This window comes from Pseudomonas sp. R2-7-07 (genome assembly GCF_003852355.1).
In the GTDB taxonomy this organism is placed as follows: Bacteria; Pseudomonadota; Gammaproteobacteria; order Pseudomonadales; family Pseudomonadaceae; genus Aquipseudomonas.
Genome location: NZ_CP027759.1, coordinates 1,940,264 through 1,959,815 on the forward strand (window position 1 = coordinate 1,940,264; position 19,552 = coordinate 1,959,815).

The window sequence follows — 19,552 nt, forward strand, 5'->3', positions numbered from 1 at the left end:
GACTGCGTAGCATGCGAGGCTTGGGATGACGGAGTAGCGAGCGGTGTTGGATTTAGCGATGTACCTGGTATTGGGTGCGGCCCTTGGCACAGTGGGCGGCTTGTTTGGCATTGGAGGCGGGCTGATTGCCATCCCCGTGCTGGGGGTGCTGTTCGGCCTGGACCAGCAGATCGCCCAAGGCACTGCGCTGGTCATGGTAGTCCCCAACGTGATGCTGGCCCTGTGGCGCTATCACCAGCGCAACCGCATCGAGCTGCGCCACGCCTTGCCGCTGGGTGTGATGGGCTTCAGCTTTGCCTGGCTAGGATCGATCTGGGCGGTAGGCCTGGATGCCGGGGCGATGCGGATTGGGTTTATCGTGTTTTTGGTGGTGCTGGCGGCCTATAACCTGTTGCGCATGTTCACCCGCAACGCACCGCCGACCGCGCAAATGCGCTATTCCTGGCCCTGGTTGGGCGTACTCGGCGCAGCGTCGGGCGCCATGGGCGGGCTGTTTGGCGTGGGTGGCGCGGTGGTGGCCACGCCGGTGCTGACCAGTGTTTTCGGCACCACCCAGGTCGTCGCCCAAGGCTTGTCCCTTGCGTTGGCGCTGCCCAGCACCGGAGTGACGCTGGTCACCTACGCCTGGCACCACCAGGTGGACTGGCTGATCGGCGTGCCGTTGGCGGTGGGCGGCCTGCTCAGTATCAGCTGGGGCGTGAAAGTTGCCCATGCGCTGCCCGAGCGCGTATTGCGTGGCCTGTTCTGCGGCTTCCTGGTGGTGTGCGCGGTGATGCTGACCTTTAAAGTCTGAAGCCTTCGAGGATGTAGTCGGCCAGGCATTCGGTGATGGGCGACGTCATCTGCGGATTGCGCAACAAGCGCAGGTGCATCGACGGCAAGGGTGGGAAGCCTTCGTCGCTGCCGAGTACGCGCAGGTCCTGGGGCACCAGGCTTTCCATGCTGATCATTGCCGCCAGGCCGGCACTGACGACTGCCAGGATCGCCGCGCCGTTGGAGCTGTGATAGGCCAGGCGATAATCCCGTCCGGCCGCATCCAGTGCCGCTCGCGCCCACTGCGTGTAAACGCAGTCTTCGCCGGAAACCGCCAGCGGCATGGCGTCATGCTCGTCCACGCAGAAACACGGCGAGGCGGCCCACACCATGCGCTCAGTGCGCAGGAATTCACCGAGATCATTGCCGGGCTCGCGGCTGATCACGGTCAGTGCCAGGTCCCGGCGCTGCATCAGCACCGTTGACGACTCGCAGTGCAGTTCGATCTGGATCAGCGGGTAAGCCTTGGAAAACTGCTTGAGGATGCCCGGCAGGAAGCGCATCACGTAATCGTCCGGCGTGCCGATGCGTACCAGGCCCACCATATGCGGCTCGCGCAGGGTGTTGAACACTTCGCTGTGCAATTTCAGGATGCGCCGCGCATAACCCAGCAACACTTGGCCCTCGGGGGTCAGCCGCACCTGACGGCCATCGCGTTCGAACAGCTTGCGCTGCAGCACGTCTTCTTCCAGGCGTTTCATCTGCATGCTCACCGCCGACTGGGTGCGGTTGACCAGCTCGCCTGCCCGGGTAAAACCGCCCTGATCGGCGATGGCGACGAAGGTGCGCAGCACTTCGGTGTCGATGCTGGGGTACGTGGACAATTGATCAATCTCCGAGATGTGTTTCATAAGAAACATTCGTTGGATTGATCATATGCCCAGGCACACACTGGCGTCATCCCCACTGGAGGGCGAGAAGATGAAAGGTCAAACAGATGTTGTATTGATGGCAAAGTGGCCGCTTTCCGGGCTTCTTCATACGATTTCGCGTTGGCAGGCGCTGCATCGTGAACGCCAGATGCTGGCGGGCATGAGCGACGACGCGCTCAAGGATATCGGTCTTAACCGTATCGATGTGGAGCAGGAAATCCATCGACATTTCTGGGAAGACCCGCTGCGAAAGTAACCGGGAATACAGTAGGGTAGGACGCGCGTATTCAAGGAGCTATCCATGCCCGCCGTCCTGTCCTTTTCCCTCAAGCAAGCACGACGCATGGCGCTGGCAGCCCAGGGGTTTTCCGGGCGCCAGCCGCCGGCACAGATAAAAGCCGCGCACCTCAACCGTGTGATCGAGCGCCTCGGTGTGCTGCAGATCGATTCGGTCAATGCCGTGGTGCGCTCCCATTACCTGCCGCTGTTTTCTCGGTTGGGCCGTTATTCTCCCTTGATGCTCGAACAGGCCGCCTGGAGCCAGGGGCGGCAGCGCTCGCTGTTCGAATATTGGGGGCACGAAGCCTCGTTGCTGCCCATGGCGCTGTACCCAATGATGCGCTGGCGCATGGAGCGGGCCAAACAAGGGCAGGGGATCTACGCGCAAATGGCGCGATTCGGGCGTGAGCAGCAGGGCACTGTCCAGCGCGTACTGCGCGCCGTCGAAGAGCAGGGCGCCTTGGGCGCGGGCAGTTTGTCGACCCGCGAGGTGCGTGCCGGGCCCTGGTGGGACTGGAGCGACGAGAAGCACGCGTTGGAATGGCTGTTCGCGGCCGGTCTGGTCACCGTTGCCGGGCGGCGTGGCTTTGAACGCCTCTATGATTTGCCCGAACGGGTATTCCCCGCCGGAGTCCTTCAAGCCAACCTGAGCGAAGCCGAGGCCCAGCGGGGCTTGTTGTTGCACAGCGCAACCGCCCTGGGAGTGGCCACTGAAAAAGACCTGCGCGATTACTTTCGCCTCGAACCCGTCGACAGCCGCCAGCGCCTGGCCGAGCTGATCGAGGATGGACAGTTGCTGAACTGCCAAGTGCAAGGCTGGAAGCAGCCGGCGTATTGCTTGCCGGCACCCAAAGTGCCACGCAACGTGCCGGCCAGCGCCTTGCTGTCGCCCTTTGATTCGTTGATCTGGGAGCGTGCCCGCACCGAGCGCCTGTTCGATTTCCGTTACCGGCTGGAAATTTACACCCCGCAACACAAGCGGGTGTACGGCTACTACGTGCTGCCGTTTTTGCACAACGAGCGGATCGCTGCGCGCGTCGACGTGCGTGCCGAACGAGCCAACGGGTGCCTGGCGGTGCATGCGGTGCACGAGGAAGAGCGGGGGCTGGATGAGCAGGGGATGTTGGCGTTGGCGCTGAACCTGCGGCAGATGGCCGATTGGTTGGGGCTGCAACAGGTCGTGCTCAATTGCCAGCGGCCGAGCGCCGCGCGGTTACGGGTGGCAATGCTCGGTCTGGATGTTGGTTTTTAGGGCGCCATCGGGGGCAAGCCCCCTCCCACATTTTGAAATGCATTCCAACCTGTGGGAGGGGGCTTGCCCCCGATGGCATCAGTCCAGGCGACAACGTCTTCAGCGTTTAACCTGTTTCAAGGTTTCGGCAATCAAAAACGCCAGTTCCAGCGACTGATCAGCATTCATCCGCGGGTCGCAGTGGGTGTGATAGCGGTCCGACAAGCCGTCCTCGGTGATCGGCCGTGCGCCGCCAATGCACTCGGTGACGTTCTGCCCGGTCATCTCGATATGAATGCCGCCGGCATAGCTGCCTTCAGCCTGGTGTACCTGGAAGAACTCTTTCACTTCGCCGAGGATCTGCGCAAAGTCGCGGGTCTTGTAGCCGCTGCTGGCCTTAATGGTGTTGCCATGCATCGGGTCGCTGCTCCACAGCACGTGCTTGCCTTCGCGCTGCACGGTGCGAATCAGGTCAGGCAGGTGGTCGCCGACCTTATTGGCGCCCATGCGTGCGATCAGGTTCAGGCGGCCAGGGTCGTTGTCCGGGTTGAGGATGTCGATCAGGCGGATCAGGTCGTCCGGGTTCATGCTCGGGCCGACCTTGACCCCGATCGGGTTGTTCACCCCGCGCAGGAACTCGACGTGGGCGCCATCCAGCTGACGAGTACGGTCGCCGATCCAGAGCATATGGGCTGAGCAGTCGTAGTAGTCGTTGGTCAGGCTGTCACGGCGCACGAAGGCTTCTTCATAGTTGAGCAGCAACGCTTCGTGAGCGGTGAAGAAGCTGGTCTCGCGCAGTTGCGGCGAATCGTCCATGCCGCAGGCGCGCATGAAGGCCAGGGTCTCGTCGATGCGGTCGGCCAGTTGGCTGTACTTTTCGGCCAGCGCGGAGTTGGCAATGAAGTCCAGGTTCCACTTGTGCACCTGGTGCAGGTCAGCGAAGCCACCCTGGGCAAACGCGCGCAGCAGGTTGAGGGTGGCGGTGGACTGGTGGTAGCTCTGCAACAGGCGGTCCGGGTCCGGGACGCGGCTCTTTTCGTCGAAGCCGATGCCATTGACGATATCGCCGCGGTAGGCGGGCAGGGTAACGCCGTCGATGGTTTCATCGTTGGACGAGCGCGGCTTGGCGAACTGGCCGGCCATGCGCCCGACCTTCACCACCGGGCAGCCGGCGGCGAAGGTCATGACGATCGCCATCTGCAGCAGCACCTTGAAGGTGTCGCGGATTTTTGCGGCGGAAAACTCGGCAAAGCTCTCGGCGCAGTCACCGCCTTGCAGCAGGAAGGCGCGACCCTGGGTGACTTCGGCAAACTGACGACGCAATTCGCGGGCTTCCCCGGCAAACACCAGCGGCGGGTAACTGGCCAGGCTCTGCTCCACTTGCAGCAGGTGCGCGGCATCCGGGTACCGGGGTTGTTGCTGGATCGGCAGGGCACGCCAGCTGTCGGGGCTCCAGGGTTGGCTCATCATGCACTCGTTGGGTAGGTTGACGCTCGGGCGTCAATGTTAGCAGCAATTAGTGCGTGACCTGCTGCCGTCGCTTGGCCGACAATCGCGCACTTTGCCCCGCAGCCAACCCGTTAGGAGTAGTGATGAGCGAGGAGCGTGTCGAGCGCCTGCTGGCCGAAGTCCATGATGATTTCGGCATGATCCGTGTATTGGAAGTGGCCGATTACCGTTTTCTCGAATTTGGCGATGCCATCGAGCAAAGCTGCGTGTTCACCGCCGACCCGAGCTGGCTGGAGTATGACTACACCCGCGCCATGTTGGTCGGTGCGTTGTGCCATGAACAGCCGGAGAGCGCGCTGTTCCTTGGCCTTGGCGCCGGCACGCTGACCCAGGCCTGCCTCAAGTTCCTGGCGCTTGAGGACGTCGAAGCCATCGAGCTGCGCCCCGACGTACCGCGCCTGGCGATTGAATATCTGGGCCTGGACGATGATCCACGCCTGTATATCCGTATCGGCGATGCCCTGGAGTTGCTCGACAGCGCCGAATCGGCCGACCTGATCTTCGTCGACCTGTACACCGACGTGGGGCCTGGCGTCGGTCACCTGGCCTGGACGTTCCTGGAGAATTGCCAGAAAAAGCTCAATCCCGGCGGTTGGCTGGTGATCAACCAGTGGGCCACCGATGATGGCAAGCCGCTGGGCGCGGCGTTGTTGCGCGGGTTGTATCACCGGCATTACTGGGAACTGCCGGTGAAGGAGGGCAACGTGATCCTGCTGGTGCCTTCGGAGCTGGATCAGGAGCTGGACCTGGAGGCGCTGTCCGCTCGCGCCGAGGCCTTGGCGCCGCGACTGGGGTATTCGTTGCAGGCGTTGATCAAGGCGATTCGGCCGGCGACCTAGGCGTCTGTTCTGGCGCTATCGGGGCATGGGTATCTACACAATTTTGTAGCAGCCTACGGTAACCACGATGCGAAGCGAGCCGCTCTTGATCTTGCTTTTGATCTAGGCGCCCCGTTAAACCACGCTGGCCGTAATCCGATAGTGATTTGGGGGGTAAACCGGCAGGGATGCCGGTTTAGCCGCCCCGCGCCATGGATGGCGCGTGGCGGCGACCCCCCAAATCACTGTCGGATTACGGGCACACCGAGCCTAGGCGAGGTGCCGAGTGGTGGGGCAAGAGCCCTTTGGTTACTTTGGGGCTCTTTTCCAAGGTGACCCGCCGTCAGGGCGGACCCCTAAGCCGCCGTTACCGCAGCAACGGATATGTACTCGCTCTGATCCAACATCCTGGTCGGCTGTCAGGCCGCCATCGGGGGCAAGTCGAATCGTCGCACCGCCCCTCCCACATTTGGAACGCGGGGCATCAGTCAGATAGCTATAGGCCGCCAGGACGCCACGGGAGCAAGCTCCCTCGCCACAGGTTCAGGGCTACGCCAAAGTTGTGTAGATACCCATGGCTATCGGGGGCAAGCTGAACTGGCCTAATGATCCCGGACACCTCTTAAGGGCGATATGATTCGCCCAATCAGGAGGTTCCATGCAAGAACGAAAGACCTACACCCGCGAGTTCAAGCAACGTGCTGCAAGTATGGTTCTTGATGATAACTGCTCAGTTCCTGACGTCTGCGCGTCGATGAGCGTTGGGCCTACGGCTCTGCGCCGCTGGATTGATCAGGTTCGCAAAGAGCGTCAGAAAGGGCAGCCAGTGGCAGGTACCAAGGCAATCAGCGACGAACAGCGAGAGCTTCAACAGCTGCGAGCCAAGGTCAAGCGCCTGGAGACCGAGGCTGAAATCTTAAAAAAAGCTACGGCTCTCTTGATGTCGGATCCCGATCGTTTTTCCTGATCGAGGAGCTGAGAGAGTCGAGCTCATATCCGACCCGCCTTCTTTGTAGTGCGCTGAACGTTTCCCGCAGCGCGTTTTATGACTGGCTTAAGCGTCGCTCAGAGCCGAATACCAAGCGTGACGCGCTTAGAGCAAAAGTCGTGCAACTGCATGACGAAAGCCGGGGAAGTGCAGGTGCACGGATGATCTCTCAGCACTTGAAGGCCCAGCAGATCAAGGTAGGTCGGCATCTGGCCGGAAAACTTATGGCGGAGGCAAATCTGGCCAGCAGACAGCGCCGCCGCCATCAATATCGCTCTAGAGGCGTTGAAGCATTTGTGGCCAAGAACCTGCTTGAGCGTAACTTCGAGCCAACCGCAATTAATCAAGTCTGGTGCGGCGACGTTACCAGCCTAATGGTTGGGAAACGCTGGTATCACTTGGCAGTGGTCATTGATCTGTTCGCCCGCCGAATCGTTGGCTGGGCGTTTTCTCTGATCAATGACGCCAACCTGGTTAGCAAGGCGCTGAGAATGGCGGTGGAGGTTCGAGGCAAACATGCAGGCTTGATGTTTCATTCGGATCAAGGCTGCCAATACACCAGCCAGCTCTTTCAGTCCGCGTTGCTGGAGTATGGGATAACCCAAAGCATGAGCCGCAGAGGGCAGTGCTGGGACAATGCACCAACAGAGCGTTTCTTTGGGACGCTCAAATCAGAGTGGGTGCCCACCAAGGGCTATATGACAGTTGAAGAAGCCAAGCAGGATATGACCAGCTTCTTCATGCGATACAACCGAATCAGGCTCCACAGCTACAACAACTACCTGTCGCCAATAGCCATGGAGCAGGAGGCGGCTTGATCACCGTAATCGGTGTCCGGAAAAACTTGACCAGAACAAGCCCCCTCCCACATTTGGAACGCATTTCAACTGTGGGAGGGGGCTTGCTCCCGATGAGGCCGGCACTGCCCACTCAAATACCCTTGAACACCCCAGGCCGCTTCTCGATCATCGCCCGCACGCCCTCCTTGGCGTCTTCGCTGTTCAGCAACTTGTTCACCATCGGCGGCAACGCGGCGGCCGCCACGGTCTCGCCTTCCTTGTGCGCCAATCGCGCCGACATCAACGTTGCCTGCACCCCAAGCGGCGCCTGGCGCGCGATGCGATTGGCCAGCTCGATGGCGCGGGGCAGCAGGTCTTCGCTGGCCATCACTTCCTGCACCAGGCCCAGGCGCAGGGCTTCGTGAGCGTCGAACTCGTCGCCGGTCAGCAGCCAGCGCATCGCATTGCCCCAGCCGGCGATCTGATGAAAGCGTAATGTCGCACCGCCAAACGGAAAGATCCCACGCTGCACTTCCATCTGCGCAAAGCGCGTGTTGCTCGCGCAAAGATTGATATCCGCCGCCAGCATCAGCTCGATGCCGAGGGTCAGGCAGTAGCCATGGGCGGCCACGATTACCGGTTTATTGACCCTGGGACCGGCGAACACGCCCCAGGGGTCGCAGCCGCCCAGGGGCGGTTGCCAGCCTCCCGCCATGACGCCGCTGACATTGGCCAGGTCGAGCCCGGCGGTGAAGTGGTCGCCATGGGCAAACACCACGGCAACGCGCGCGTCCGGGTTTCGATCAAAATCGCCATAGGCCATGCTCAGTTCGTTGAGCAGGTCGAGGTCGAAAGCATTGCGCTTTGCCACTCGGTCCAGCCCCAGCAACAGGACATGGCCCTGGAGTTCACGGGTAACGCGGCTGGTGCTGGCTTGATTCATCGGGTGTGCCCTCGGGGCGCGGATTAAGGTTTCAGACCAAGGGGCAGGCCTGGACAGGTGAACCGTTTAAGCGTGATGACCAACAGGGCCGGGCCTTTGCAAAATAGACCCTGGCGCAGTTATCTGCAAAGGCTGTGACGCAGCGCGGTTTATCGGTGCTTTGCGATAAAAAAAGCTCCCTTTTTCAGCTATTTCCGGTATAGTGCGCGCCGGTCTTTAACCGGGCCGCGTTTAGGTAGCGCAATTCCCCGAAGTCAGCTTCGGCTGCACGTCCGCACAGCGGACTCTTCCTTGACGAATCTTTTTCATTCATTCGTTTTCGCAAATCCCCGCCGACAAAGCAGCCAGGGCGACTCTTGAGTCTCAACACGGCATGCGCAGCTTTGGAGCATGGGTCTTTGCGGATGCACTTAGAGGCAGACCCATGACCCAGGAAACCGGCGGCTTCGCCGCTTTTAATCTTAATCCGAACATTCTCGCCGCCGTCATCGCGACCGGCTACGAAGAACCTTCGGCTATTCAGCAGCAATCGATCCCGATCATCATGGCCGGCCAGGACATGATTGGCCAGGCGCAGACCGGTACCGGTAAAACCGCCGCGTTCGCCCTGCCTATCCTGCACTGCATCGATCCTGCCAAGCGCGAACCGCAAGCCCTGATCCTGGCGCCAACCCGTGAGTTGGCGCTGCAAGTAGCAACCGCTTTCGAAACCTACGCCAAGCAAATGCCGGGTGTAACCGTTGTGGCCGTTTACGGCGGCGCGCCTATGGGCCCACAACTGAAAGCCATCCGTAACGGCGCACAGATCGTTGTCGCCACCCCGGGCCGTCTGTGCGACCACCTGCGTCGCGACGAGAAAGTCCTGTCGACCGTGAACCACCTGGTTCTCGACGAAGCCGACGAAATGTTGAAGCTGGGCTTCATGGATGACCTGGAAGTCATCTTCAAGGCACTGCCACCAACCCGTCAGACCGTACTGTTCTCGGCCACCCTGCCGCAGTCGATCCGTGCCATTGCCGAACGCCACCTGCGCGATCCGCAACACGTGAAGATCCAGACCAAGACCCAGACCGTTACCGCGATCGAACAGGCTCACCTGTTGGTTCACGCTGACCAGAAGACCTCGGCTGTATTGAGCCTGCTGGAAGTCGAAGACTTCGACGCCTTGATCATGTTCGTGCGCACCAAGCAAGCGACCCTGGACCTGGCCAGTGCCCTGGAAGCCAAAGGCTACAAGGCCGCTGCGCTGAACGGTGACATCGCCCAGAACCAACGTGAGCGCGTGATCGACTCCCTCAAGGATGGCCGCCTGGACATCGTTGTGGCGACCGACGTTGCCGCCCGTGGCCTCGACGTTCCACGTATCACCCACGTATTCAACGTTGATATGCCGTACGACCCAGAGTCCTACGTTCACCGTATCGGCCGTACCGGCCGTGCCGGTCGCGAAGGTCGGGCATTGCTGCTGGTCACGCCACGTGAGCGCCGCATGCTGCAAGTCATCGAGCGTGTTACCGGCCAGAAAGTGGCCGAAGTGCGCCTGCCGGATGCCCAGGCCGTTCTCGATGCCCGCATCAAGAAACTGACCAACAGCCTGGCGCCACTGGTGGCTGACGCTGAATCGACCCACGGCGAACTGCTGGACCGCCTGACCGCCGATATCGGTTGCACCCCCCGTGCCCTGGCTGCAGCGTTGCTGCGCAAGGCTACCAACGGTCAGGCACTGACCTTGGCAGCGATCGAGAAAGAACGCCCACTGGTACCGAACAACGCGCCACGCGGTGATCGTCCAGAGCGTACCGGCGACCGTCCGGACCGTGGTGATCGTGAGCGTCGTGCTCCGGTTCCATTGGCTGAAGGCCGTGCTCGTTGCCGTACTGCGCTGGGTGCGCGTGACGGTATCGCTGCCAAGAACCTGCTGGGCGCTATCCTCAACGAGGGTGGCCTGGCACGTGAAGCCATCGGTCGGATCCAGGTCCGTGACAGCTTCTCCCTGGTGGAGCTGCCGGAAGACGGTCTGGAAAAACTGCTGGCCAAGCTCAAAGACACACGCGTTGCCGGCAAGCAGTTGAAGCTGCGTCGCTACCGCGAAGATTGATCCGCCCTTGGGCTGATTGATCGCACATAAAAAATCCCCGACTGGTTCGGGGATTTTTTTTGCCTGGGATTTCAGGCAGTGCACCTGTGTTAGCCAAAGCGATAGATGTCCATGCCCAAGGCGCCGAGGGTGAAGCCCTGATGCGCCACGCTGAAATCACCGCCGGCACCTCGCGCAAAGTAAAGCGGCAACAAATGCTCGTCGCTGGGGTGGCTGCGCACTGCATGGGGCGCCAGGAGGCGATAGTCATGCAAGGCTGTTTCGTCACCGGCAGCGAGTTTTTCGACTACCCAGTCGCGAAAGGCTTGCGCCCATGGCGTGATGGTTTCCGGCCCGGCGCGCCAGTCCAGCTCACCGAGATTATGGGTGATGCTGCCGGAGCCGATCAGTAGCACACCTTGATCGCGCAGCCTGCAGAGGGCATGTCCAACCCGGGTTTGAAAAGCCGGACCCATGCGGCTTGGCAGGGAGACTTGCACCACCGGAATATCCGCCGCCGGGTACATCAGCGACAGGGGCACCCAGGTGCCATGGTCGAAGGGCCGTTGGTTGTCTACCTGTGCAGTCAGGCCGTCAGCCTGCAATAACTCGGCAATTTCATTCGCCAGCCGTGGATCACCCGGCGCAGGGTATTGCACCGCAAACAGTTCGCGAGGGAAGCCGCCGAAGTCGTGCCAGGTTTCGGGCGCGGCGCTGCCACTGACCAGCAGTCCGTGGCTTTCCCAATGCGCCGATACCACCACAATCGCCTTGGGCCGTGGCAGCGCGGCTGCCAGGGCCTGCAGCGCCGGGCCGCTGGCACCGGGTTGCAGAGCCAGCATTGGGGAGCCATGGGAGATAAACAGGCTGGGGAACATAAGAAGAGTCCTGAAGATTAATATCGGGCTATCTTCATTCAGATCATTAATCCAGATCTAATATAAGATTTAGTGTCTTTTGATCGATTTTTCGGGGTGATGCATGGACGCAAAAATTTGGCAGGAACGCTGGGCAACCAATCAGATCGGTTTTCATCAGACCGACGTTAATCCTTACTTGCAGCGGCATTGGCCAACGTTGGCTCTGGTCGATGGTGCCAGGGTTTTCGTGCCTTTGTGTGGCAAGAGCCTGGACATGAAGTGGTTGGCGGATCGCGGGCATCGCGTGGTGGGTGTGGAGGTGTCGGATAAAGCCGTTGAGGCATTCTTCAGCGAACAGGGACTTACGCCGCAGATCGATCAGAGAGGCGTGTTCAAGGTGTATCAGGCGGGCCTGATCGAAGTGTGGTGCGGTGACTTCTTCGCCCTTGACGCAAGTGCTGTGGCTGATTGCGTGGCGTTGTATGACCGTGCGGCACTGATCGCCTTGCCGCAGCCAATGCGCTCACGATACACCGAGCACCTCGATACCCTGCTGACCCCTGTCTGTGAGGGGCTGTTGATCAGCGTCGACTACGACCAGGCGCAAAGGGCTGGCCCGCCCTTCGCTGTCCCGGATGAGGAAGTGCAGTCGCTGCTGGGCCCGCACTGGAATGTGGTCACGCTGCAAGAGCGGGACATTTTGAGTGAAAGCAGCAAATTCAAGGCGGATGGCGTTACTCGGCTTGATGAGCGTGTTTATCGCCTGACCAGGCGGTAAATCACGCCCACGAAAAAGGGGCGATCCAATCGCCCCTTTCTGTGTTGCCCTGCGCTATCAGCCGCGACGACGCAATGCGTCAATCCGCTCTTCCAGCGGTGGGTGGCTCATGAACAGGCGAGCCAGGCCCTGCTTGACGCCGCCGTTGATGCCGAAGGCGGTCAGGCTGTCCGGCATATGCACCGGCAGGCCTTGTTCGGAGCGCAGGCGTTGCAGTGCGCCAATCATCGCGCTGGTGCCCGCCAGGCGCGCGCCGGCTTCGTCTGCGCGGAACTCACGTTTACGCGAGAACCACATTACGATGGCGCTTGCCAGGAAGCCCAGGACCAACTCGGCGAAGATGGTTGCCACGAAGTAGGCGATACCGCGGCCTTCCTCGTTCTTGAAGATCACCTTGTCGACGAAGTTACCGATGATTCGCGCAAAGAACATCACGAAGGTGTTCACCACGCCCTGAACCAGCGCCAGGGTGACCATGTCGCCGTTGGCCACGTGGCCGATCTCGTGGGCCAGCACCGCCTTGACTTCGTCGGGCGAAAAACGCTCCAGGAGCCCCTGGCTGACAGCGACCAGCGCGTCGTTCTTGTTCCAGCCGGTGGCGAAGGCGTTGGCCTCATAAGCAGGGAAAATCCCCACCTCGGGCATTTTGATGCCTGCTTCTTGAGACAACTGCTCCACGGTTTGCATCAGCCATTGTTCATGGCGAGTGCGTGGTTGAGTGATGATCTGGGTGCTGGTGCTCATTTTCGCCATCCACTTGGAGATGAACAGCGAGAACAGCGAACCGGCAAAACCGAAGACCGCACAGAAAATCAGCAGCTGATTGAGGTTCAGATCAACCCCGTTGGCCGCCATGAACCCGTCGAAGCCAAAAAGGCTCAGGGTGACGCTGGCAATCAGTACGACCGCCAGGTTAGTGGCCAAGAACAGCAGGATGCGCATCATGGTTGTAGAATTCTCCTCATGCTTAATATGTCGCTTACTGCGGGGTATATAAGGTGCGGCATGGGGTGATTCAACCGAGCGACTATTTCAAACTGTGTCCTACAGCGAAAATGTAGCGCCTTGAAGGGATTTTCCCACAACAATTAGCCTCGCCGGTTCGCCGCCAAGCGTGTCGCACCCCCGTTAACGCTAGGGTAGGGCGCCTGGCGCGGTGCTATCACCCCGTTCGAGGTCGCCCGCGCCAGAGAAGTGTTGCCAGATAATCGCTGTACGACCAAATGCAGGTCGTACGGCATCATTTGCGTTACTGGCGATAGGACTTCAGGAAGTTGCCGATGCGACCGATCGCCATATCCAGTTCATCCACGCGCGGCAACGTCACCACGCGGAAGTGATCCGGCCACGGCCAGTTGAAGGCGGTGCCTTGCACCACCAGCAGCTTTTCCGACAGGAGCAGGTCGAGCACGAACTTTTCGTCGTTGAGGATCGGGCAGACTTTCGGATCGATCCGCGGGAACGCGTACAACGCACCCATGGGCTTTACGCAACTGACGCCCGGGATCGCATTGAGCAACTCCCAGGTGCGGTTACGTTGCTCCAGCAAACGACCTTGGGGCAGTACCAGGTCGTTGATGCTCTGGTAGCCGCCGAGGGCGGTCTGGATCGCGTGCTGGCTCGGCACGTTGGCGCACAGGCGCATGTTGGCCAACATGTCGATGCCCTCGATATAGCTCTGGGCGTTGTGCTTGGGCCCGGAAATGGCGATCCAGCCGGAGCGGAATCCCGCCACGCGGTAGGACTTGGACAGGCCGTTGAAGGTCAGGCACAGCAGGTCTGGCGCCAGGGAGGCGGTGCACACGTGGACGGCGTCATCGTAGAGGATCTTGTCGTAGATCTCGTCGGAGAACACCACAAGGTTGTGTTGGCGCGCCAGTTCGAGCATGCCCAGCAGCACTTCCCTGGAGTACACGGCACCGGTGGGGTTGTTCGGGTTGATGATCACCAGGGCCTTGGTGTTCGGGGTGATCTTGGCCTTGATATCGGCCAGGTCCGGGAACCAGTCGGCCCCTTCGTCGCACAGGTAGTGCACCGGGTGGCCACCGGCCAGGGTCACGGCGGCGGTCCACAACGGATAATCCGGCGCCGGCACCAGCACTTCGTCGCCGTTGTTGAGCAAGGCCTGCAGCGACATCACAATCAGCTCGGACACGCCATTGCCCAGGTAGATGTCTTCAATCCCGACACCTTCGACCTGTTTTTGCTGGTAATACTGCATCACCGCCTTGCGCGCGCTGAACAGGCCCTTGGAGTCGCTGTAGCCTTGGGCCGTGGGCAGGTTGCGGATCACGTCCTGGAGGATTTCGTCTGGCGCTTCGAAACCAAAGGGCGCCGGGTTGCCGATGTTCAGCTTGAGGATGCGATGGCCTTCCTCTTCCAGGCGTTTGGCGTGCTTGAGCACCGGGCCGCGAATGTCGTAGCAGACGTTGGCGAGCTTGTTCGATTTGCTGACCTGCATGGTGATGTGATCCTGAAAATGAACGATCCAGACGGCACAGGCACTACCGTACTGTGAATCCCGCGCACCGCGCACCCATAAATACGTTTGAATGGTGATGGCGCGGGTGCCAGACTGGCGTTTTGAAGAGGCGCAATCATACGTGCCGCCTGATCCACGGAAAAGACACAGATCAGGGTTTTTCAGTTGCCGAGGTGTACCGATGGAAAAGCTGCAGAAAACCATTGAAGAATGGAAAGCGATGCTCGACCCGGAGCAATATAACGTGTGTCGGCTCAAAGGCACCGAGCGGCCGTTCTCCGGCAAGTACAACGAGACCAAGACCGACGGCGTGTACCACTGCATTTGCTGCAATGAACCGTTGTTCGATTCCAAGGCCAAGTTTGACTCGGGCTGCGGCTGGCCAAGCTTCTACGAGCCGATTGCCGATAACGCGATGGTCGAGATCCGTGACATCAGCCACGGCATGATCCGCACCGAAGTCACCTGCGCCAAGTGCGACGCGCACCTGGGGCATGTGTTCCCGGACGGTCCGCCACCGACCGGGCTGCGCTACTGCATCAACTCGGTGTGCCTGGACCTGGTGCCGCGCTAGGCGAGTACCCGCGTGGTCAAATGTGGGCGGGGGCTCGCTCCCCCCATGTGAGGCCCTGGGTTGATTGCACGTCATCATTGCCGTCAATTGAGTTGACGCTATTGAATGGCGAGTTACCTTTCTGCTTCTTCCCTTAATCAAAGGCACTGCCATGAGCGACAACTTGCTGAGCATCCCTTGCACCACCATCACCGGTGAGCAAAAGACCTTGGCCGATTTCGCCGGCAAGGCCATTCTGGTGGTCAACACCGCCAGCAAGTGCGGTTTTACCCCGCAGTACAAGGGCCTGGAACAGCTCTGGCAGCAATACAAGGACCAGGGCCTGGTGGTGCTGGGCTTTCCGTGCAATCAGTTCGGCAAGCAGGAGCCGGGCAACGAAGGCGCGATAGCCGAGTTCTGCGAATTGAACTTCGGCGTCAGTTTTCCCTTGTTCAAGAAAATCGACGTCAATGGCAGCGATGCCCACCCGCTGTTCGTGCAGCTCAAAAGGGCTGCGCCAGGGCTGCTGGGCTCGAAGAACATCAAGTGGAACTTCACCAAATTCCTCATCGGGCGTGACGGCAAAGAGGTCAAGCGTTTCGCCCCGACCACCAAGCCCCAGGACCTGAGCCAAGAGATCGAAGCCCTGCTCAAATGAGACGTGTCGTCTCAGGCACCCACAGGTCCAGCAGGGCCTTGAGTTCCTCGCGGCGAAACGGCTTGGCCAGGTAATCATTCATCCCCGCGGCACGGCAACGCTCACGTTCTTCGGACAGGGCGTTGGCGGTCAGGGCGACAATCGGCAGGTCCGGCCAGCGACCGCTCTGGCGAATTTGCCGGCTGGCCTCGTAGCCGTCCATCACCGGCATGTTGCAGTCCATCAACACCAGATCGAAACGCTGGTCCTCAAGGAACTTGAGGGCTTCGCCACCATGGGCGGCCACGATGACCTCGCAGCCGAGCTTGCCGAGCATGCCCTTGGCCACCAGTTGATTGACCGGGTTGTCCTCCACCAGCAGGATGCGCGCACGTTGGCTGAGGGGCGCGGCGTCGATTTGGACCGGGTCCAGAATTGGCTGCGTGTCGCTGCGCAAATTACGCTGCAGGATTTGGTACAGCGCGTTACGGCTCAGCGGGCGGGCTTGTTGCTGCAGCGGCGCCAGGGCCGCGACTTCTTCGCTGGGCATGAAGTTGCCATAGGCAGTCACCACCAGAATCGGCGCGCTGATGCCCGGCCTCAGGCGGAACAGGCACTCCGGGCAGTCGGTGATCAACAGGTCGGGGTACTGTCCGCTCAGGTCGTCTTCCATGGAGTAGCAACGCGGCGCCAACCCCCAATGGGGCAGCAGGGTCGTGAGCAACTCCCCCAGGCCACTGCTGTGGTGGGTGATGACGATCACATCCCCCACCAATGGCACCCGAGCTGCCGCCGGCAGGTGTGTGGGCAACGGCAGGTCGGCGCAGAACTGGCTGCCGAAGCCGACCTCCGAACTGATGCTCAAGCGGCCCTGCATGGCTTCGCAGAGGTTATGGGTCAATGCGAGCCCCAGGCCGGTGCCGCCGAATTGGCGCGTAATACCAGCGCCGGCCTGGGTGAACGGCTGGAAAATCTTGACCTGTGCATCCTGGGCAATCCCGATACCGGTATCACAAACTTCAATGCGCACTCCGTCGCCGTGGTGGCTCAGGCGCACATCCACCCGGCCGAAGCGGGTGAACTTCAAGGCATTGGACAGCAGGTTACTGACGATTTGCCGTACCCGCGTCGGGTCGCCAATGACTTGGGCAGCAAACAGCGGGTCGATCAGGCAGGTCAGTTCCACGCTGGGCGCGGCGTTTTGCGACAACAGGTTGGCGGTGTCTTCCACCAGTGAGCCGAGGTCGAACGGGATTCGTTCAAGCTCCAGTTGACCCGCGTCGAACTTGGACAGGTCGAGGATATCGTTGAGCAACTCCACCAATACCTTGCCGGAGTCATGAGCAATGGACAATTGCTGGCGCTGCTCGGCGTTGAGCGGGCTGTCCAGCGACAGGGCAATCATGCCCAGCAGGCCATTGAGCGGGGTGCGGATTTCATGGCTCATATTGGCCAGGAACGCCGCCCGAGCCTGGGCCATGCCCAGGGCGGTCATCCGTGCTGCTTCCAGCTCATCATTGATCTGGCTCAAGCGTTGGTTGCTGGTCTTGAGCTCAAGGGTGCGCGCAGAAACGATGTCTTCCAGTTGGCCCAGGTATTCGGTGAGACGATCTTCGGCATGGCGACGCTGCTGGATCTCGGTTTCCATGTTTTCGAATTGCTGGTTGGCAACGTTGACCAGCACGCCGATTTCGTCGTGCTCATGCCCTGGCGGGCAGTCCAGACGCGCCTGTTTGCGCGTGCTCAACGCGCGAATAATGCGCACCAGCGGCTGGGTGAGCATGACGTAGAACAAGCCCAGCAAGATCCCGGTCAGCAGCAGGCTGCGCACAAAACCATTGAGCAACGTGACCTCGGCGCGGCGCAGGAAACGGCTGCCAAACGCGTAGGTATCGACATCAAGGCGCAGCACACCCAGGGATTCGTTGGGCATATGGCTGAGGTACAGGCGGTCTTCGAATTGACGGTTGGCACCGAACAGAAAATCGCTGACAGGCCGATAATGGCTTTCCTTGCGCGGCCGCTCGACGTCGGCCAGCACCATGCCGTTGTTGTCGACCAGCTGTGCGTGGGCGATGGCAGGGGAGTGCAGCAGGCCCAGGGTCAGTTCCTGGGCAAGTTCGGCATCGATGTTGTAGGCGATACGCGAGGCAGGGTTATGGCTGATTTCGATCAGCGAGCGTATTTCACGGTTGATGGATGCGTCTTCACTGGCATAATCAATGCCGATTTGGATAAAACTGAGCAAGGTTCCCAAGACGAAACCGACCAGCACAGTCAATCTGGCTTGTTTATAAGACAAGCGGTGGGCGAACTTGATATCCATCGAGTGTTGAACCACTTCACGTTTCCCTTCGCCCGGCAAGCATAGCTGAACATCCCACCAGCGCTGACTTGCCCGGCATAAATCGATTTTCTTGACGCAGCCTTGTGCGGTCTGCCACAGGGTTGCCAATACGCCATCTTTTACAAGAACTTGCCAGAGGAATAGATGTGGATTCTCGATTGAATGCCTTTCTTGAACGGGCTGACGCCGTGCTGGCGCGCCTGGAGCCCCTGTTACCCGCACCGCGTCAAGCCATCGACTGGAACCAGTGCCTGGCCGCCCGCTGGCAGCGCGAAGGCCGTACAGGCTTCCTGTTGCCGCTGGAAGTCAGCCTGGACATGCGCCTGTCGGACCTGATCGGCGTCGACAAGCAGCGTGAACAGCTGGCGCGTAACACCCAACAGTTTCTCGACGGCTTACCTGCCAACCATGCGCTGCTATGGGGTTCGCGTGGCACCGGGAAATCATCCATGGTACGCGCCTTGCTCGCCCAGCACGCCGAGGCCGGCCTGCGCTTGATCGAAATCGAGCGTGACCACCTGGCCGACCTGCCGCGCGTGGTCGAGCAACTGCTCAAGCTGCCGCAGCGTTTCATCCTGTTCTGCGATGACCTGTCGTTCGATGCCGGGGAAGGTGACTATCGCGTGCTCAAGAGCGTGCTGGATGGCTCCCTGGAGCAGGCGCCGGAAAACGTGTTGCTGTATGCCACCTCCAATCGTCGTCACCTGGTGCCGGAGAACCAGAGCGACAACGACAATTGGAAGCGCGTGGATGGCGAACTGCACCCGAGCGAGGCGGTAGAAGACAAGATTGCCTTGTCCGACCGTTTTGGCTTGTGGCTGTCGTTCTACCCGTTTACCCAGGAGCACTTCCTGAATGTGGTGGAGCACTGGATCGGCGAATTGGCCGGCAAGACCGGCCTGCAGTGGCAGCGTGATGAACAACTCGACATTCTCGCCGTGCGCTGGGCGACCGGGCGCGGCAACCGCAATGGCCGCTGCGCCTATCAGTTCGCTCGTTACTGGGTGGGTCTCAAATTGCTGGAGCGTCAACCATGATCGATTTACAACAGGCCGGCACCGGCCTCGAGGGCTATGCGCTGCTGTGTGCGCAACTGGAGTCGCTGCTGGCGGATGAGCGGGATTTCATCGCCAACAGCGCGCAATTTTCCGCGTTCCTGTTCAATCAGTTGGACGACCTGAACTGGGCGGGTTTCTATCTCAATCGCAATGATGAGCTGGTTCTTGGACCCTTCCAGGGCCAGATCGCCTGCGTGCGCATCCCTTTTGGTCGTGGCGTGTGTGGTGCCGCAGCGGCGTCCCGGCAAACCCAGCGAGTGGAAGACGTGCATGCGTTTGCCGGGCACATTGCCTGTGACAGCGCCTCCAACAGTGAGTTGGTGGTGCCGCTGGTCAAGAACGGCCAATTGATTGGCGTCCTTGACCTCGACAGCCCGTCGCTGGCGCGTTTTACGCCTCAGGACCAGGCGGGTATCGAACAACTCGCGGCTATCTTCCTGCGCTTGACCGATTGCTGAGCGAGCGAGGCGGGGGGCAAGCCCTAATGCCAGTGAGTTAAGAAGTAGAAAGGGTAAAAAGTAACCTGTG

19 protein-coding genes are annotated in these 19,552 nt (G+C 60.4%); 12 read left to right on the forward strand and 7 right to left on the reverse strand.

Annotation, left to right across the window (positions count from 1 at the left end):
- Positions 1–43 precede the first annotated feature (43 nt).
- Positions 44–793, forward strand: coding sequence for a sulfite exporter TauE/SafE family protein (locus tag C4J86_RS08870; protein WP_124366380.1), 750 nt, complete (start codon positions 44–46; stop codon positions 791–793).
- Here the strand turns inward: C4J86_RS08870 and C4J86_RS08875 are convergent.
- Entirely contained in the window at positions 783–1,664 is an 882-nt protein-coding gene (locus C4J86_RS08875; RefSeq protein WP_124370128.1) for a LysR family transcriptional regulator, read from the reverse strand. The genes C4J86_RS08870 and C4J86_RS08875 overlap by 11 nt on opposite strands.
- Positions 1,665–1,734: 70 nt before the next feature.
- Here C4J86_RS08875 and C4J86_RS08880 point away from each other — a divergent pair, with 70 nt between their 5' ends.
- Together C4J86_RS08880 and C4J86_RS08885 are read left to right on the forward strand one after the other, a co-directional pair.
- Positions 1,735–1,941, forward strand: coding sequence for a DUF1127 domain-containing protein (locus C4J86_RS08880; RefSeq protein WP_164487521.1), 207 nt, complete (start codon positions 1,735–1,737; stop codon positions 1,939–1,941).
- Between the two features lie 45 nt (positions 1,942–1,986).
- On the forward strand, positions 1,987–3,216 hold the full coding sequence (locus C4J86_RS08885; protein WP_124370130.1) for a winged helix-turn-helix domain-containing protein: 1,230 nt from the start codon (positions 1,987–1,989) through the stop codon (positions 3,214–3,216).
- A gap of 99 nt (positions 3,217–3,315) precedes the next feature.
- Here the strand turns inward: C4J86_RS08885 and C4J86_RS08890 are convergent, their stop codons facing one another.
- Positions 3,316–4,662 (reverse strand): class II 3-deoxy-7-phosphoheptulonate synthase, encoded by a 1,347-nt coding sequence (locus tag C4J86_RS08890; protein ID WP_124370131.1) that lies wholly within the window; start codon positions 4,660–4,662, stop codon positions 3,316–3,318.
- A 125-nt stretch (positions 4,663–4,787) separates the two neighbouring features.
- Between C4J86_RS08890 and C4J86_RS08895 the strand changes: the two genes are divergently transcribed.
- The 3 genes from C4J86_RS08895 (at position 4,788) to C4J86_RS08905 (ending at position 7,328) form a co-directional block, all read left to right on the forward strand.
- Entirely contained in the window at positions 4,788–5,543 is a 756-nt protein-coding gene (locus C4J86_RS08895; protein WP_124370132.1) for a spermidine synthase, read from the forward strand.
- A gap of 637 nt (positions 5,544–6,180) precedes the next feature.
- Complete coding sequence (locus C4J86_RS27035) at positions 6,181–6,489, forward strand: transposase (RefSeq protein WP_256660109.1); 309 nt, start codon at positions 6,181–6,183, stop codon at positions 6,487–6,489.
- 8 nt (positions 6,490–6,497) lie between these two features.
- Positions 6,498–7,328 (forward strand): IS3 family transposase, encoded by an 831-nt coding sequence (locus C4J86_RS08905; protein ID WP_256660197.1) that lies wholly within the window; start codon positions 6,498–6,500, stop codon positions 7,326–7,328.
- Between the two features lie 112 nt (positions 7,329–7,440).
- Here C4J86_RS08905 and C4J86_RS08910 read toward each other — a convergent pair whose 3' ends face one another.
- Positions 7,441–8,232 carry a crotonase/enoyl-CoA hydratase family protein gene (locus C4J86_RS08910; protein WP_124370133.1) on the reverse strand — a complete coding sequence of 264 codons (792 nt, stop codon included), beginning with the start codon at positions 8,230–8,232 and terminating at the stop codon, positions 7,441–7,443.
- A 424-nt stretch (positions 8,233–8,656) separates the two neighbouring features.
- Here C4J86_RS08910 and C4J86_RS08915 point away from each other — a divergent pair, with 424 nt between their 5' ends.
- Positions 8,657–10,330 (forward strand): DEAD/DEAH box helicase, encoded by a 1,674-nt coding sequence (locus C4J86_RS08915; RefSeq protein WP_124366387.1) that lies wholly within the window; start codon positions 8,657–8,659, stop codon positions 10,328–10,330.
- An 89-nt stretch (positions 10,331–10,419) separates the two neighbouring features.
- On the opposite strand, the gene C4J86_RS08920 is transcribed toward C4J86_RS08915, so the two are convergent.
- Positions 10,420–11,187 (reverse strand): class III extradiol ring-cleavage dioxygenase, encoded by a 768-nt coding sequence (locus C4J86_RS08920; protein ID WP_124370134.1) that lies wholly within the window; start codon positions 11,185–11,187, stop codon positions 10,420–10,422.
- Positions 11,188–11,290: 103 nt separating this feature from the next.
- Between C4J86_RS08920 and C4J86_RS08925 the strand changes: the two genes are divergently transcribed.
- A complete protein-coding gene (locus tag C4J86_RS08925; RefSeq protein WP_124370135.1) occupies positions 11,291–11,947 on the forward strand; it encodes a thiopurine S-methyltransferase in 657 nt (218 codons plus the stop codon).
- 57 nt (positions 11,948–12,004) lie between these two features.
- On the opposite strand, the gene htpX is transcribed toward C4J86_RS08925, so the two are convergent.
- Positions 12,005–12,892, reverse strand: a complete 888-nt coding sequence (gene htpX, locus C4J86_RS08930; protein WP_124361920.1) for a protease HtpX — start codon at positions 12,890–12,892, stop codon at positions 12,005–12,007.
- A 304-nt stretch (positions 12,893–13,196) separates the two neighbouring features.
- Positions 13,197–14,408: a pyridoxal phosphate-dependent aminotransferase gene (locus C4J86_RS08935; protein ID WP_065885153.1), complete on the reverse strand. Its 1,212-nt coding sequence runs from the start codon at positions 14,406–14,408 to the stop codon at positions 13,197–13,199.
- Between the two features lie 202 nt (positions 14,409–14,610).
- Between C4J86_RS08935 and msrB the strand changes: the two genes are divergently transcribed.
- Together msrB and C4J86_RS08945 are read left to right on the forward strand one after the other, a co-directional pair.
- Complete coding sequence (gene msrB, locus C4J86_RS08940; protein ID WP_124370136.1) at positions 14,611–15,003, forward strand: peptide-methionine (R)-S-oxide reductase MsrB; 393 nt, start codon at positions 14,611–14,613, stop codon at positions 15,001–15,003.
- Between the two features lie 151 nt (positions 15,004–15,154).
- Positions 15,155–15,640: a glutathione peroxidase gene (locus C4J86_RS08945; protein WP_124370137.1), complete on the forward strand. Its 486-nt coding sequence runs from the start codon at positions 15,155–15,157 to the stop codon at positions 15,638–15,640.
- Here C4J86_RS08945 and C4J86_RS08950 read toward each other — a convergent pair.
- A complete protein-coding gene (locus C4J86_RS08950) occupies positions 15,633–17,945 on the reverse strand; it encodes a response regulator (protein ID WP_124372406.1) in 2,313 nt (770 codons plus the stop codon). The two genes, C4J86_RS08945 and C4J86_RS08950, sit on opposite strands and share 8 nt — an antisense overlap.
- Before the next feature lie 167 nt (positions 17,946–18,112).
- On the opposite strand from C4J86_RS08950, the gene C4J86_RS08955 reads away from it, so the two are divergent.
- Both C4J86_RS08955 and C4J86_RS08960 read left to right on the forward strand, forming a co-directional pair.
- Entirely contained in the window at positions 18,113–19,003 is an 891-nt protein-coding gene (locus C4J86_RS08955; protein WP_124370138.1) for an ATP-binding protein, read from the forward strand.
- Complete coding sequence (locus tag C4J86_RS08960) at positions 19,000–19,482, forward strand: GAF domain-containing protein (RefSeq protein WP_124361924.1); 483 nt, start codon at positions 19,000–19,002, stop codon at positions 19,480–19,482. Before C4J86_RS08955 ends, C4J86_RS08960 begins: the two co-directional genes overlap by 4 nt.
- Positions 19,483–19,552 lie beyond the last annotated feature (70 nt).

Excerpts from the sequence above, each read along its gene's own strand:
- C4J86_RS08950 (WP_124372406.1), bottom strand. The coding sequence starts at position 17,945 with ATGGATATCAAGTTCGCCCACCGCTTGTCTTATAAACAAGCCAGATTG.
- C4J86_RS27035 (WP_256660109.1), top strand. The coding sequence starts at position 6,181 with ATGCAAGAACGAAAGACCTACACCCGCGAGTTCAAGCAACGTGCTGCA.
- C4J86_RS08880 (WP_164487521.1), top strand. The coding sequence starts at position 1,735 with ATGAAAGGTCAAACAGATGTTGTATTGATGGCAAAGTGGCCGCTTTCC.
- htpX (WP_124361920.1), bottom strand. The coding sequence starts at position 12,892 with ATGATGCGCATCCTGCTGTTCTTGGCCACTAACCTGGCGGTCGTACTG.
- msrB (WP_124370136.1), top strand. The coding sequence starts at position 14,611 with ATGGAAAAGCTGCAGAAAACCATTGAAGAATGGAAAGCGATGCTCGAC.
- C4J86_RS08910 (WP_124370133.1), bottom strand. The coding sequence starts at position 8,232 with ATGAATCAAGCCAGCACCAGCCGCGTTACCCGTGAACTCCAGGGCCAT.
- C4J86_RS08895 (WP_124370132.1), top strand. The coding sequence starts at position 4,788 with ATGAGCGAGGAGCGTGTCGAGCGCCTGCTGGCCGAAGTCCATGATGAT.
- C4J86_RS08920 (WP_124370134.1), bottom strand. The coding sequence starts at position 11,187 with ATGTTCCCCAGCCTGTTTATCTCCCATGGCTCCCCAATGCTGGCTCTG.
- C4J86_RS08960 (WP_124361924.1), top strand. The coding sequence starts at position 19,000 with ATGATCGATTTACAACAGGCCGGCACCGGCCTCGAGGGCTATGCGCTG.
- C4J86_RS08925 (WP_124370135.1), top strand. The coding sequence starts at position 11,291 with ATGGACGCAAAAATTTGGCAGGAACGCTGGGCAACCAATCAGATCGGT.
- C4J86_RS08935 (WP_065885153.1), bottom strand. The coding sequence starts at position 14,408 with ATGCAGGTCAGCAAATCGAACAAGCTCGCCAACGTCTGCTACGACATT.
- C4J86_RS08945 (WP_124370137.1), top strand. The coding sequence starts at position 15,155 with ATGAGCGACAACTTGCTGAGCATCCCTTGCACCACCATCACCGGTGAG.
- C4J86_RS08890 (WP_124370131.1), bottom strand. The coding sequence starts at position 4,662 with ATGAGCCAACCCTGGAGCCCCGACAGCTGGCGTGCCCTGCCGATCCAG.
- C4J86_RS08885 (WP_124370130.1), top strand. The coding sequence starts at position 1,987 with ATGCCCGCCGTCCTGTCCTTTTCCCTCAAGCAAGCACGACGCATGGCG.
- C4J86_RS08875 (WP_124370128.1), bottom strand. The coding sequence starts at position 1,664 with ATGAAACACATCTCGGAGATTGATCAATTGTCCACGTACCCCAGCATC.
- C4J86_RS08915 (WP_124366387.1), top strand. The coding sequence starts at position 8,657 with ATGACCCAGGAAACCGGCGGCTTCGCCGCTTTTAATCTTAATCCGAAC.